A 13,913-nucleotide genomic window follows, 5' to 3' on the forward strand; every position below is an offset into this window, starting at 1 on the left:
AGCAGAAAGGTAATAACACACTGAGGCGAGACTTATTTTATTTCAAGACATGATATGTTAGCCGCATCAGTTCATAGGCTAACCCTAACTTTATTTACTTCGTTCTAAAGTCTTAGCAAACATAAAAATATGTACATCTCTTGTTATTTTCAATAATAAGTTCAAAGACGCACAGATGCTGCAAGTTATTCGTAAGGGCGATAAGACCACGCATGGTGGTGCCGTATTAACCGGTTCGGACAAAATGAAGTTCGGGGGTATTGGTGTCGCCCGCAAAGGCGATAAAGTTTCTTGTCCTGTTGAAGGACATGGACCAACAACCATTGTAGAAGGCAATCCAGATTATCTGGATAACGGTATCCCCGTGGCATTCCATGGTCACAAATGTGGTTGTGGCTGCACGCTGATTAGCTCATTTTCAGCCGCAAAGGTTGGGTAATTATGCCTGTTTATCTGGACGCTATTCCTGACCTCGCTCCGCGTATCCCTCGGCCGGTGACTCGTCATTGGCTGTATCTTCTCGGGGCGATGATGATTCTGGGAAGCGTTCTGGTCTTTGGGTTATGGACCCAGGAGCGATCAGGACTTGTCTTCTGGTTTATGGCATCAGGCTTGCCCTTTTGCTTATGGGGCTTGTTGTTCAGCATGCGCCGTTTTGGTTACAAGTGTGACCAGGTCTGGGCTGCATCGTGGAACAGGGAAAGAGAACGGTTGCTTGAGCAGGAGATAACCCGGGGGCAAAGGGCAGCGAGAGTTTTACAGGCGGGGGTGATCTCACAACTCGGTAACGGTACGGAGAAATTACTTCTTGCCGTGAAATCGTCAGAACCTCAGCTCCGTATGCAAAGCCCCCGGCTGGGTGGTTTACCTGTTCGTCACTCCCGACTACCGGGTTTTGCTGATAAACAGCAATTTCAGGATCTCGACACCGCGTTAAAAACTATCGCCCGCCAAGTCAGGTCAGTGCTGGATAAAATTCCTACTGACGTGTTGTGCTGGCTGATGGTGGACTGTGATGTTGCCGGTGTTCCTGATGCCAATGAAAAAATACACGACATGATCACGGCTCAGACAGGCAAAACCTTTCGTTTATTGAACGCAAAAGGTTTCACCGCCTTCGATTTCTGGCTGGATGAGATTTGGAAACAACCCGCCGTTCTTCTCGCTATTAGCGCCGTGATTCGCGCGAAACCGCAGGACGATGAAGGTGAAGCCATGACATGGACTCTTCTGCTAAACCGCGACCATTCAAGCTTTCCAAATGCCGTTAAATTACATCGTCCTCAAAAAGGAAGCATCGGTACGATCTCTCAAGTACTTAGCCGCGCACTGCTATGGAGTCAGATATCCGGCGGAGATGTGAAGGAGGCCTGGACGACCGGCAAGGCTCCGGCGCAGGGGGGAGCGTGGAGTGAAGCTTGTGAAGAGAATGGCCTTATATTCGGCATGGCTGAGGATAACCGGGATGTGGACCAGACTACTGGCTATACCGGCAACGCTGCGCCATGGCTTGCGGTCAACCTTGCGGTAACCATGGCTCAACAAGGTAGCGCGCAGGTCGTTGTGGCTGAAACAAACCCGGAGGAAATCTGGGTAGTCAATATCACACCAGCCAATAACACAGGGATTAATCAGGACTTATCGTGAAAATTAAAACTCTCATCGGAGCAATTGTCGCTGTCTTACTTTTTCTTACGGCGATCATCAGCTTTTTATTCCTTGCTCTGCCTGAAAAAATGGCTGACTGGACCGGGATCGGACCACTGGATCATAGTCGTCTACTTACTGTGTGTTTGTTCATTGCCACCGCGCTGATCCTATTGGGATGGTTGGTTGAAAAAATATTTGACCGGGTGGGTAAATCCGGTGTCCGACTGTCATTTCAGAAAAATAAGCAGTCCATAAATGCCAATGAGAATCCCCTCACTCTCCATTCAGCAGTGATCGCAGATGTGTTTAGTGCGGCTTCCGTTACCGAACACCTCAACCTGCGCTATGGCCGTCATTGGAAGCGTAAAATCCGTCTTCTGTTGGTACAGGGTAAAGATGACGATATTGAAAAGGCCGTGCCGGGCCTTGGCCGTGATTTGTGGCAGGAGAGCGAGGGCTGCGTCCTCATCCACGGTGGAAATGCTCAGTCGCAGCCGGATGAAACCTTCCTCACCGCGTTAAAACAGATAAGGCCACGTTGCCCACTAGACGGCATCGTTCACGTCATCAATACCTCAGCATTACCGACGGATATCGAGCGCGACGCCTTTTTACGCTGTCGCCAGAAAGCCGATAATTTGTTGGGCTGGCAGGCTCCGGTATGGTTGTGGTTGACCGACAAAGAGTCCGGCGATCGGGAAGGCCGCGAGGATATTGCGATCGGCGCTATGTTTGGCCTTGGTGCGACACCAGAGGGAGCCGACGCAACGCTGGATACACTGGTGCCCCGTTTACGTCAGGTCGGCATGTCTCAGGTACTGCGCAACCCGCAGCATGACTGGCTGCTGCACCTCTCATCCCGTTTGCAGGGAGAATTGAAAGCGAGCCTCAACCTGCTGTTTAACGGGCTGATACAGGGTTCTGCCGCCTACCGCCTGCGGGGGGCGATGTTCAGCCCGGACCTGTCTGCTGCTGGCTCGTTGCCCAATACCCGTCTCGATAACCCAACATGGAAAGCGGTCATCGACGACTGTGATGAGGTACGGCCTAAAAAACTCACCTTCGACTGGCTGAAGGGGCTGCGTTTATTGCTGCTTGCCCTGATCATGCTTTGGGGGGCGGGTACGCTGCTCTCCCTTGCCGTCAACCGGACACAGATTTATCAGGCGCAGGAGACTGCCCGCCTGGCGGCTGATACGACACTGCCACTGGCTGAGCGGCTGCATAATCAACTGGGGCTTCAGCAGGCTATTGCGCGACTGCAACACCGTGAAGCGACCGGCGCCCCGTGGTACACCCGCTTTGGCCTCAATCAGGACCGTGACACGCTTGCCGCACTCTGGCCATTGTATGCCCGCAACAACACACTGTTAATGCGCGATGCCACCGCTGATCACCTGAAACAACAGCTGAATGCCTTTGTCCAACTGGCACCGGCCAGTGACGCCCGTGCGCAGGGCACACAACGCACCTACGATGTGCTGAAAGACTATCTGATGTTGGCCCGACCGGATAAAGCGGATGCCGCATGGTTGGCGAACGATGTGCTGAAGATCTGGCCGAAACGTCAGGGCATTCCTGATGGCACATGGCAGGCGCTGGCCCCTAAATTATTGGGGTTCTATGCGCAGAACCTCCCGGCGCACCCGGAGTGGAAAATTAAGCCCGACGCCGAACTTATCAGCAATGTGCGTCAAATCCTGCTTAAGCAGATTGGGCAGCGTAACGCCGAATCCGGCCTGTATCAGGACATGCTTAAGCGCGTTGCCAGCAACTGGCCTGATCTGACGCTGGCTGATATGACCGGCGACACCGACGCTTCAACGGTCTTCAGTACTGAAGAAGTGGTGCCGGGAATGTTCACCCGTCAGGCCTGGGAAGAACAGGTACAGGACGCCATTGATGAGGTGGTGAAAACCCGCCGCGATGAAATCGACTGGGTGCTGACGGACAAAACGCATCAGCCGGGAAGTGATATCGCCCCCGAGGCCCTGAAAGCCCGCCTGACCGAACGCTATTTCACCGACTTTGGTAACGCCTGGCTGAACATGGTCAACAGCATTCAGTGGCAGGACGCCAGCTCACTGTCTGAGGCGATTGCCCAGCTTAATCTGATCGGCGATGTTCGCCAGTCACCGCTGGTAGCACTGATGAACACGCTGGCCTGGCAGGGCAAAACCGGACAAAAAGGCGAAGCGCTGGCGGATTCGATTGTGGATTCAGCGAAGAAACTGATCGGCCGGAAGAAAAACGCCAAACAGTTCATTGAGCAAGCTCAGGGACCTAAAGGCCCGCTTGATGGGGTATTTGGTCCGTTGACGGGACTGATGGAAGGCAAAGAGGGCACCGGCAGTAACGGCAACCTGAGCTTCCAGTCGTGGCTTGCCCGCGTCACGCAGGTGCGCCTTAAACTTCAGCAGGTCACCAGTGCGCCAGACCCGCAGGCGATGTCGGAGATGCTGGCTCAGACCGTGTTTCAGGGTAAAGCCATCGATCTGACCGATACGCGTGATTACGGCAGTCTGGTGGCCGCCAGCCTTGGACAAGAGTGGAGTGGCTTCGGGCAGTCGTTATTTGTGCAACCTCTGGATCTGGCGTGGCGACAGGTGCTGGCTCCGGCGGCGGGAAGCCTTAATGCCCGCTGGCAGACCACGATAGTGGAGCAATGGAACAAAGCCTTTGCCGGTCGCTATCCGTTCAAGGCCAACGGCAGCGATGCCTCTCTGCCACTGCTGGCACAGTTTCTGCGCAGTGACTCAGGCCGGATCACCACGTTCCTGAAAACCAACCTCGGCGGCATCCTTCATCAGGAGGGGAATCGCTGGGTGGTGGATCCTGCGGCAAGCCAGGGGATGGTAGTAAATCCTGAGTTTCTCCAGGCGATTAATCAGCTGGCAGAATTGTCGGATATCGTCTTTGCACAGGATGATGCCAGTGTTCGCTTTGAACTGATGGCGCGGCCATCCCGTGATGTCGCACGTATGCAACTCACTCTTGATGAGCAGAATCTGGATTACTTCAACCAGATGGAAAGCTGGCAAAGCTTTGTCTGGCCGGGGAATACCTATTATCCGGGCGTTAGCCTCAGTTGGCGCAACGTCACTACGGGTATGCAGCTCTATGCTAACGACCAGGGTAACTGGGGATTCATTCGTTTACTGGGCAAAGCGCAGATCACGCCATTGGACGGCAGTCGAACGCAGTTGGTGTGGAAAGCCTCCGATGGCAATCCGCTGAAATTTGTCATGCGCAGTGAGCTGGGTGAGGGTCCGCTTGCGTTGCTGAAACTTCAGGGATTTACGCTGCCAGAGTCTATTTTCAACGTCGATGCAGCCAGGGAGGAAATGGAATGAGTTCACCCGAAGCGTTGTTATCAGCCTGTGCGACAGATAAGGAAGCGCAGCATTGTCTTCTCTCCCGGGCATCCGAAGCCCTGTCACTCTGGGATAACTGGTTACGTCCCCTCGGTTCTGAGCAGGAGACCGGGGGCGATCCGGCGTATGACGATGACTTCCAGATGATGCGCGAGGAAATCAACAAACTCTCCGGCACCGATCCACAACGGCTGTGCGAGCTGGCTGAAAAATGTCTGTGCGAGAGCGCCAAAGATATTCGGGTCGTGACCTGGTACACACAGGCCCGTCTGAATCGGGATGGCGAGAAGGGTCTGGCGGAAGGTTTATTGCTGCTGGTTGCGATGCTTTCCCGCTATGGTCAGCGCTGTCATCCGCAGCGTCCCAATGCCCGCAAGGCCGCACTGGAGTGGCTGAACAGCACCAAAATGCTTGATACGCTCTCGATGTGGCCGGAAGTGGACCGAGACGATACGGGCCTGACGGTCGGTGCCGTTAACCTTCTGGCAAGCGCCGTTGCTGAATGGCCGGATGACGAAAAGCCGTCATTTTCCGGACTTTGTACCGCGCTTGAAAACCGCCTGGCCCGCTCCGGCGGCATGGACTCGCTGATCCCCCAAAACAGCAGTGCTCAGGGGGCTGAACGTGGAGCCATCTTCGGGAGCTCCTTCGAACTGTCAGCGGTGAAGTCCGGGCGGGATTTACTCGACCAGACGAAGCTCCTTTCCAACTGGCTGAGTGAACAGCCGCAGGGCTGGCTGGCATCTCACCGACTCATGAAAACGGTGCGTTGGGATACGGTCGACCAAATCCCTCCGCTCGACAGCAGCGGCCGGACTCGTCTGGTGCCACCAAAACCCGAGTACCGGGCACAGCTGAAACGACTGTATATCCAGAAAAGCTGGGCCGAGCTGGTCGAGCAGGCCAGCCAGATGTATATCGAAGGGGTGAATCACTTCTGGCTCGACTTGCAGTGGTATCTCTGGCAGGGACTTAGCCATGCCGGTCAGCCCTGGGAAATTTGGTCAGATTCTGTCATTCACGATATGCGATTTTTACTCAAGCGTCTGCCCGGGCTCGATCTGCTGGCCTGGAACGATGGCACGCCGTTTGCTGATGAGGTGACCCAAGCCTGGATAGCCGAGAAGGTGAATGAGGATGCGCTGCTGTTTCATGATGAAGCGGCTACGGTAGCCCATAGCCAGGCGGACGATGTGCTGGCGCTGGAGGCAGAGGCGATGGAAAGAGGGGACAGTGAAAGCCCGGAAGCCGCGCTCGCCTGGCTTCAGACGCGCCCCGGTTCTGATACCCCGCGCCAACGCTGGCTAATACGCCTGCTGATGGCGCGGGTGGCCGAACAGTATGGCCGCAACGACATGGCACTGTACCTGCTGGGTGAATTGACCGCCAGCGCACCACAACTGACGCTGGGCGACTGGGAGCCAGCTCTGTTGTTTGAAGTGCAGGCCCGCCGCCTGAAGCTGCTGCGTATGAAGGCCGGTCGCAATGAAACCGACAAAGCCCGCCTGATGCCCGAGATGGACGCCTTACTGGCGGGCCTTATCGCCATCGACCCAGCACGGGCCATGGTGCTCTGTGGATAATTTTATATTTGATAACGTTCAGGGATTTTGTGCATGGATGATTTAACGCTTCGCTACTTTGACGCAGAAATGCGCTACCTGCGTGAGGCGGGTAAAGAGTTTGCCCGCGCCCACCCGGACCGGGCGGCAATGCTCAATCTGGATAAACCGGGTGCCCGTGACCCGTACGTCGAGCGCCTGTTTGAAGGCTTTGCCTTCCTGATGGGGCGTCTGCGTGAAAAGCTCGATGATGACCTGCCTGAATTAACCGAAGGGCTGGTCAGCCTGCTGTGGCCGCATTACATGCGCACCATTCCGTCGCTGGCCATCGTGGAGTTTTCCCCCGACTGGCGCAGCCTGCGTCAGTCTGAGTGTCTGGCCGAGGGGTTTTCTGTTCTGTCCCGCCCCGTAGGGCCACATCAAACGGCCTGTCAGTACCGAACCACTCGTGATATCCCGCTCCAGCCGTTGCATCTGGCGGATGCCCGCCTGTGCACCGAAACCGATGGGCGTTCCGCTATCCGCCTGCGCTTTGAATGCGCGGACAAAGTGGAGTGGAGCAAGGCTGGGATAGATAAAGTCGCCATTTTTCTTAATGCCGAAAGCCCGGTTAGCTCGGCGCTGCATCTGGCGATGACCCGCCGTGTACACGCCATGTATGCCCGCCACGCCGGGACCTATACCGAGCGCCGCCGGTTTGAGGGCTGGTGCAAACCTATGGGCTTTGACGACAATGACGGGCTGTGGCAGAAAGCCGATTCCGCCTTCAGCGGTTATCAGCTGTTGCTGGAATACTTCAGTTTCCGGCCAAAGTTTATGTTTGTTGAACTGCGCGGCTTTGAGACTATTGGTCTCAACGCGGCCAGCAACTGGTTTGAAATCGACATCGTGCTGACCGAAGCCTGGTCATCCGATTTGCCGTTTGAAACCGAAAACTTCCGTCTGCACTGTGCGCCGGTGATCAACCTGTTCACCCTCGAAGCCGATCCGCTGACCCTCAATCCGCTGGACAATGAATACCTGCTGCGTCCATTACGCTTGCAGGACGGCCACACCGAAATCTACAGTGTGGATAACATCCACGGTGCGGTGAAACACGGCAAATATCCGTACGTCCCCTTTACCAGCTTCCGCCACCGGGGCGGCATGATGCGTCACGATGCCCCCGAGCGCTATTACCACACCCGCGTGAAGCGCGGAGCCTCCGGTCTGTATGACACCTGGCTGATTCTTGGCGGGCGTTCTTTCGAGTTCGACCAGCTTGCTGAAAAACCAGAGTCGCTTTCCATGCGCATCACCGGTACCAACGGGCAACTCCCGCGTAAAGCGCTGGAAAGTACCCTGCTGGACCGGGTAGTCAAGGCAGGCAAGGTGCCGGTCAGAGTGCTGAACGTCTCGGCACCGACCCTGCCGCTATATCCGCCCGCCAACGACCGTTTTCACTGGCGGGTGATGAGCCACCTGGGCTCAAACTTCCTCAGCATGATGGACAATCCCGAGGTGCTGCGCGGTACGCTGGCGCTGTACGACTGGACCGATGATGAGATGAACCGCAGACGCCTCGAGGCGATTGTGGCGGTGAAGCACTCGCTTATTCGCCGCTTTGAGAAGGGCTTTATGCTGCGCGGCGTGGATATTGAAGTCACGTTAAATATGGATAACTTTGCGGGCGAAGGGGATGTGAATCTGTTCGGTGAGATGCTGCACCGTTTCTTCGGGCTGTATGCGGATATTCACCTCTTTAATCAGCTTACGCTGGTGCTACAACCGACAGGGAAACGACTGAGATGGAACGAATTCCACAGCCAGCACGTACCGGGCTGACGTTAGCGCTCAACAAAGACATCTGGCGGGCTAACTTTTACCGTTTCTGCCAGTTGCTGGAGCAGGAGAGTCCGGATTCACCCAAGCTGGGAGCGACCAGCCATCCGGGCACCGACCCGGTACGGTTCAGGCCGTGGCCGGGAATGGGCTTTCCGGTCAGCACCCTGAAAGCGGTTGAGACCGACGAAGACCATCCTGAGCTGCCGCCGACCGTGCGCACCACTTTTCTGGGTATGTACGGCGTGGATTCACCGTTACCCAGTGCTTATCTCGATGATATTGCCCAGCGCCGTGAAGGGCATGAGGCCGTTACCTCATTTCTGGATATCTTCAGCCACCGTATCACTACGCAGTATTACCGTATCTGGCGCAAATATGCTTATCCCGCCACCTTTGAGGCCGGTGGCCGCGACGCCACCTCACAGTGCCTGCTCGGGTTGGTGGGGCTAGGTATTCCGGGCACTTCTGAGCACGTGGCTACCCCGGTTTCGCGTTTTCTGGCGCTGCTGGGCACCATGCGATTGCCGACCCGTAACGCAGAAGGGATCCGCGCTCTGGTCAGCCTGCTGGCACCCGATACGCGGGAAACTGTCACCGAGCCGGACCCGGTCAAAGTGCATATAGAAAACCGCAGTGGCCTGAGCGCAGGGAACCGCGTAAGGCTGTCACAGCGGGCGACGCTCGGCAAAACCGCGAAAGAGGCCTGTAGCCGGGTGCTGGTGACCTTAAAGACTGAAAACCCGGAGGAAGCCGAAGGGTGGCTGCCCGGCGGCCACCTTCATACCGACCTGCTGGTGCTGATGCGCGTTTATCTGGGCTACCGCAGCGATGCGCGCCTGTGTCTTACCGTGCCGGTTCGACTGCTGCCCGAGCCCCGTCTGGGCAAGGCCAGGCGTATCCAGCTAGGACGTACCGGCTTGCTCGGGCTGAAAGACGGCAAACTCAACAATAACCGTGAAACCCTGACCGTCAGCCTCGGCTGCTATGAGGGGCTGCAATGCTCGCCATTTCCCCCGGCTGAAGACGGCCATTACCGCTTCGAATAATCATTTTCTGAAAGGAACTCATCTGATGACAAGAGTAACCCGGTGGCATGCGCTGACGCTCATTGCCTGCTGCCTGCTTGCAGGCTGCGGCCTGACCCAGACCGTCACGGACGGCACGGTAAGCATGACAAAATCCATCTTCTATAAAAAAATCAAAACGCTGCATCTGGATTTTTCACCGCGTTCGGCCATTAACGTGGACGGCGCGCAAACGCCGCTGGCCACCATGGTGCGGGTATACCAGCTGAAAGACCGCAAAAGCGTGGACGCCGCCGATTACCAGGTGCTGTTGCGCAATGCCGACGCCGTACTAAAAGATGACGTTGTGGCATCAAAAGAGCTGCTGGTGATGCCTGACGGCAGCATGACGCTGAATATGCCGATGGATGAGAACGCGAAGTTTGTGGCGGTGGTCGGGTTATTTAACCGTCCAGATTTGAAAGATAACCGCTGGCGGCTGGTGCTGACCCGAGAAGACCTCGATCCGGATAAACCGCGCACCATCGAACTGGGCGACGGCTGGCTCAGCCTTGTGCCGGTAAAGGAGTAAAGTGATGGATAACTGGTTAGCGCTTTTTGACGGGCAGGCCCGCTATACGCTGGATATCAATGACAGCACTGTGCAGCCTGATGTGCTGCGTTTTGAGGGCCGTGAGGCACTAAGCGAGCCGTTCACATGGGACATCGAGTTCACCACGCCGCAGGCCAACATTGCGCCTGAACAGGTGCTGATGAAGTACGCGTCCTTGCGGATGCGCAGCGGCAAAAACGTCCACGGCATCATCACCCGGCTGGAATGGCTGTCAACGTCCGCCGACCAGTCGCACTACCGCCTTACGCTGAGTTCCCGCCTGACGCTGCTGTCGTATACCCGAAAATGTGCCGTGTTCCAGAACCAGTCGGTGACGGAGGTGGTGGAGCAGGTGCTGCGTCAGCACGGGCTGGAAGGCGCGGATTTTGAATTTCGCCTGGAGCGTAGTTACCCGCCGCGCGAGCTGATAACCCAGTGGCGGGAGACGGATTTGCAGTTCATCCAGCGCCTGCTGTCGGAGGTGGGGATTTACTGGCGCACGGAGATGGACAGCACGCGTGAGCTGGACGTGTACATCTTTGCCGACAGCCAGCTCAACTACCAGTTTGGTGTGCATCTCCCCTACAGTGAGCCGTCCGACCTGTACGACGGTGCCGAAGAATCGGTGTGGGACGTGCGCACCTGGCACAGCGTGGTGACCGGCAGCGTGGTCACGCGCGACTACAACTACCGCACGGCCAGCACGCCGCTGGATGCGACGGTCAGCGTGCGTCACGACGCGGTAAGCACCGGCGAACATTACCGTTATGCCGCGCCATATCTTGAAGCCGGAGACGACAGCGACGCCACACCCGCCACCGAAAGCGGGGCCTTCTATGCCCGCCTTCATCACGAGCGTGAACTGAATCAGTCCGCCCGCGTTGAGCTGTCGGGTAACGCGTCCGGCCTCACGCCGGGCCAGGTGCTGGAGCCGCAGGGCGAGGTGATCAGCGCGCTAAAAGAGGGTGTCATTATTACGCTCACCACCTTCAGCGCCGCCCGCGATTCCGGCCTGACGATGTCCATCTCGGGCATGCCCTATACCGAGCGGTACTGCTTCCGTCCGCCTGAAATCGCCCGCCCGGAAATCCACGGCACGCTGCCTGCCCGCATTGAAAGCCGTGAAAAGAACGACACGTATGCGCATCTGGATGAACAGGGTCGTTACCGCGTAAAACTGAATTTTGACCGGGAAGACTCCGGGCAGGGCTACGGCTATCTGTGGTTGCGCATGGCGAAACCCTACTCCGGCGACACTTGCGGCTGGCACACGCCGCTCATCGACGGCACCGAGGTGGCGATTGCCTACGGCAACGGCGACATTGACCTGCCGTATATCTCACACGCGATGCATGACTCAGAGCACCCGGACCCCGTTACCCGCGATAACCACACCCGCAATATTCTCCGCACCCCGGCAAACAACAAGCTGCGGATGGAGGACCAGCGCGGCGAAGAACACATTAAACTTGCCACGGAATACGGCAAAACCCAGCTCAATACCGGTCATCTGGTCGATGCACAAGGCAAGCCGCGCGGTGCCGGTATGGAACTGCGCACCGACGAACGGGGCACGATACGGGCCGGAAAAGGGCTGTTTGTCAGCGCGGACGCCCAGTCTAAAGCGCAGGGCGAGGTGCTGGATATGAGTGCCGCCCTGAAGGAAATCGACCAGCTTCAACAGCATCTCAAACAGCTTGAAATGGCGGCCGAACAGGCGCAGGCGCTGAAGGCGGATATCGACAGCCAGATACGGATGTTCGAGCAACGGCTGAAGCCGCTCAACGAAACCCTGCTGTTCTCTGCCCCACAGGGCATGGCGTTGACCAGCGGTGAAGACCTGCAGCTGGCCGCCAGTAAAAACGTGGCGATAAATGCCGGAGGCGACATCAGCGCTGGCGTGATGGGCAACATGACCGCGCTTGCCGGAGACAAACTGGGCCTGTTTGCCCGCACCGGCCCACTGAGCCTGAAAGCCGGTGAAGGGCCGATAGACATGCAGGCGCAGAACGGCAACCTGCGGCTGTTTGCGGAGCAGAAGCTCAGCATAACGTCAGAAGAGGACATCCTGTTTGCGGGCAAAAAACGCATCACGCTGATTGGCGGCGGCACTTACCTAAGGCTGGAGCCGGGGAGGGTCGAGTACGGCACGACCGGGACGTATATGCGCCGGGTTAAGCGGACGATGGCGGCGGGGGCAAACGCATTACCAACACTGTCGAAACCTATGCCACTAGTTGAGGATTTAATCAGGCAAGGATTCTTCGATGAACAATTCCGCGTCCTGGATGGTAGTGGTAAGCCTATGGTCAATATTCCATACTTTATCCGTAACGAAAGTGGTGAAACATTTAAAGGTGTCACTAACACTCAGGGTTTATGCAAACGCGTTTTTACAAAGGAATCATCCAAACTTACTGTTTGGCTGGGTTTTCATGCACTGGAGAAGTGGTAGATGACTGAACAATCAACTTTAACCAATGAAACGCCACACTCAACGCACGATATAACGGGTTTATTAATGCCCGCTCGTGCGTTTTTCTTCATCATTGTTGATGAACCTGGAAAAGATGGTTTTTTGGTAAGGAAAATATATGCATCGACATCTAATCCTTATCTCTCGAAAATGGATTTATCTCCACTTAGATTGCTTTCAGAGACAGATCCAGAAAGGTATGGGTTACTTCCTAAAAATTTTGATTCATCAGTCAGTATTGCTGAGCATGTCATGGGTAACAACAAATCACCTTATATCTCTACAAGCTCAATTTTCCCTGATGGGTCCCCTCGATTTGATGGTAAGTCAATATATATTGACGTCGAAAAGGCATTGAAATCAGGAGCTGAGTTAGTCACGACTGATGAAATTTTAGAAACACTTGACGAATACAAAACCAAGAATCTTCATTTGGCAAAACGTATTGATAAGATTGCGGCATATGTGAGAGATGTGGATAAGGAAATCCTTATTAAAGGTGAAAAAATACCTGCAAAAGCTATCTTCACACCAGAATCTCTTAGCCTGACAAAAGGTATAGTGAAGGTAGGGCGTGTGGTTCAGGTCGTAGGGATAGTGTTAACAGCGTATGACCTTGAGCAGGCGACTGAAAAATCGATAAAAACTGGCAGTATAAACCCCATCAGCGCAGAAGTTATACGGCAAGCGGGTGGTTGGGGAGGTTTTGTTGCGGGAGCTAAAATAGGCACGGTTGCTGGTGCGGCAGTGGGAGTAGAAACAGGGCCTGTTGCAGTTATTACTGGGCTTGTAGGCGGAATAATATTTGGCGCGGCTGGGTATTATGGAGCAGACTGGGTTGCGGATTATATAGATGAAAATTAATTTTTTAAATTTCTTTAAAAAAGAGAATTCTCTCCAGAGAATTTATCCTCGTTCATTATTTAAATTTTTATCTGAACAAAAAAAATCGTATCCATTTTTTTTGTCTCTGGAAGGTAATAATATATATGCATATTCAACAAGGTTCATGGTTAAATCCACCGACGTAAAAAAAATAGAAGACATTGTTAAGTTTTTTTTTCGAAAGGAAATAACCCAAAAAAAAGAATGTTTGTTCTTTAATGGAATGGTGCTTCATTTTTTTAAATTTGAAGATTTTCACCAGATCGTAATTGATATAATCACTAATAATAATGATTTAATTAAAGATCTGTGCAATGAAAATCTTGAACCGCCAGCTCCTCATGTTGTTTTTCCTGATGGCGATTTTGAGGCACTAGGCAGTTTGCAGGGTGAGATGGAGCTATGGTGGAATGTTTACTGGTTACCTTTTTGGACATCTCTGTCTGAAGAAGAAAAAGAAAAATATTTAGAGCGTAATAAAATATCTAGTGAGCTGAGAGAGTTTTTGATACTTCACAGTTGATT

10 protein-coding genes are annotated in these 13,913 nt (G+C 54.6%); all 10 read left to right on the forward strand.

Annotated features, from left to right (window positions below):
* Nucleotides 1–175 precede the first annotated feature (175 nt).
* Genes EAH77_RS23510 through EAH77_RS23555 form a run of 10 tightly spaced genes read left to right on the forward strand, consistent with a single transcriptional unit; the run spans nucleotide 176 to nucleotide 13,911 of the window.
* On the forward strand, nucleotides 176–439 hold the full coding sequence (locus EAH77_RS23510) for a PAAR domain-containing protein (protein ID WP_140475646.1): 264 nt from the start codon (nucleotides 176–178) through the stop codon (nucleotides 437–439).
* Nucleotides 440–441: 2 nt separating this feature from the next.
* Entirely contained in the window at nucleotides 442–1,647 is a 1,206-nt protein-coding gene (locus EAH77_RS23515) for a hypothetical protein (RefSeq protein ID WP_140475648.1), read from the forward strand.
* Nucleotides 1,644–5,003 (forward strand): ImcF-related family protein, encoded by a 3,360-nt coding sequence (locus tag EAH77_RS23520; RefSeq protein ID WP_140475650.1) that lies wholly within the window; start codon nucleotides 1,644–1,646, stop codon nucleotides 5,001–5,003. The genes EAH77_RS23515 and EAH77_RS23520 overlap by 4 nt, the downstream gene beginning before the upstream one ends.
* Complete coding sequence (gene tssA, locus EAH77_RS23525) at nucleotides 5,000–6,607, forward strand: type VI secretion system protein TssA (RefSeq protein ID WP_140475652.1); 1,608 nt, start codon at nucleotides 5,000–5,002, stop codon at nucleotides 6,605–6,607. The genes EAH77_RS23520 and tssA overlap by 4 nt, the downstream gene beginning before the upstream one ends.
* Before the next feature lie 33 nt (nucleotides 6,608–6,640).
* Complete coding sequence (gene tssF, locus EAH77_RS23530; RefSeq protein ID WP_140475654.1) at nucleotides 6,641–8,410, forward strand: type VI secretion system baseplate subunit TssF; 1,770 nt, start codon at nucleotides 6,641–6,643, stop codon at nucleotides 8,408–8,410.
* Entirely contained in the window at nucleotides 8,374–9,456 is a 1,083-nt protein-coding gene (gene tssG, locus EAH77_RS23535; RefSeq protein ID WP_140475656.1) for a type VI secretion system baseplate subunit TssG, read from the forward strand. The genes tssF and tssG overlap by 37 nt, the downstream gene beginning before the upstream one ends.
* Nucleotides 9,457–9,481: 25 nt before the next feature.
* Nucleotides 9,482–10,006, forward strand: a complete 525-nt coding sequence (gene tssJ / locus EAH77_RS23540; RefSeq protein WP_140475658.1) for a type VI secretion system lipoprotein TssJ — start codon at nucleotides 9,482–9,484, stop codon at nucleotides 10,004–10,006.
* Nucleotides 10,007–10,010: 4 nt separating this feature from the next.
* On the forward strand, nucleotides 10,011–12,482 hold the full coding sequence (locus EAH77_RS23545) for a type VI secretion system Vgr family protein (protein WP_140475660.1): 2,472 nt from the start codon (nucleotides 10,011–10,013) through the stop codon (nucleotides 12,480–12,482).
* A complete protein-coding gene (locus EAH77_RS23550) occupies nucleotides 12,483–13,367 on the forward strand; it encodes a glycine zipper family protein (protein ID WP_140475662.1) in 885 nt (294 codons plus the stop codon). It begins immediately after the preceding gene.
* Complete coding sequence (locus EAH77_RS23555) at nucleotides 13,357–13,911, forward strand: hypothetical protein (RefSeq protein ID WP_140475664.1); 555 nt, start codon at nucleotides 13,357–13,359, stop codon at nucleotides 13,909–13,911. Before EAH77_RS23550 ends, EAH77_RS23555 begins: the two co-directional genes overlap by 11 nt.
* Nucleotides 13,912–13,913 lie beyond the last annotated feature (2 nt).

Source organism: Ewingella americana (assembly GCF_006438725.1).
Classification (GTDB): Bacteria; Pseudomonadota; Gammaproteobacteria; order Enterobacterales; family Enterobacteriaceae; genus Ewingella; species Ewingella americana_A.

Bases quoted from the DNA above. Each gene is read 5' to 3' on its own strand.
- EAH77_RS23510 (WP_140475646.1), top strand. From the start codon at position 176: ATGCTGCAAGTTATTCGTAAGGGCGATAAGACCACGCATGGTGGTGCC.
- EAH77_RS23515 (WP_140475648.1), top strand. From the start codon at position 442: ATGCCTGTTTATCTGGACGCTATTCCTGACCTCGCTCCGCGTATCCCT.
- tssA (WP_140475652.1), top strand. From the start codon at position 5,000: ATGAGTTCACCCGAAGCGTTGTTATCAGCCTGTGCGACAGATAAGGAA.
- tssF (WP_140475654.1), top strand. From the start codon at position 6,641: ATGGATGATTTAACGCTTCGCTACTTTGACGCAGAAATGCGCTACCTG.
- tssG (WP_140475656.1), top strand. From the start codon at position 8,374: ATGGAACGAATTCCACAGCCAGCACGTACCGGGCTGACGTTAGCGCTC.
- tssJ (WP_140475658.1), top strand. From the start codon at position 9,482: ATGACAAGAGTAACCCGGTGGCATGCGCTGACGCTCATTGCCTGCTGC.
- EAH77_RS23545 (WP_140475660.1), top strand. From the start codon at position 10,011: ATGGATAACTGGTTAGCGCTTTTTGACGGGCAGGCCCGCTATACGCTG.
- EAH77_RS23550 (WP_140475662.1), top strand. From the start codon at position 12,483: ATGACTGAACAATCAACTTTAACCAATGAAACGCCACACTCAACGCAC.
- EAH77_RS23555 (WP_140475664.1), top strand. From the start codon at position 13,357: ATGAAAATTAATTTTTTAAATTTCTTTAAAAAAGAGAATTCTCTCCAG.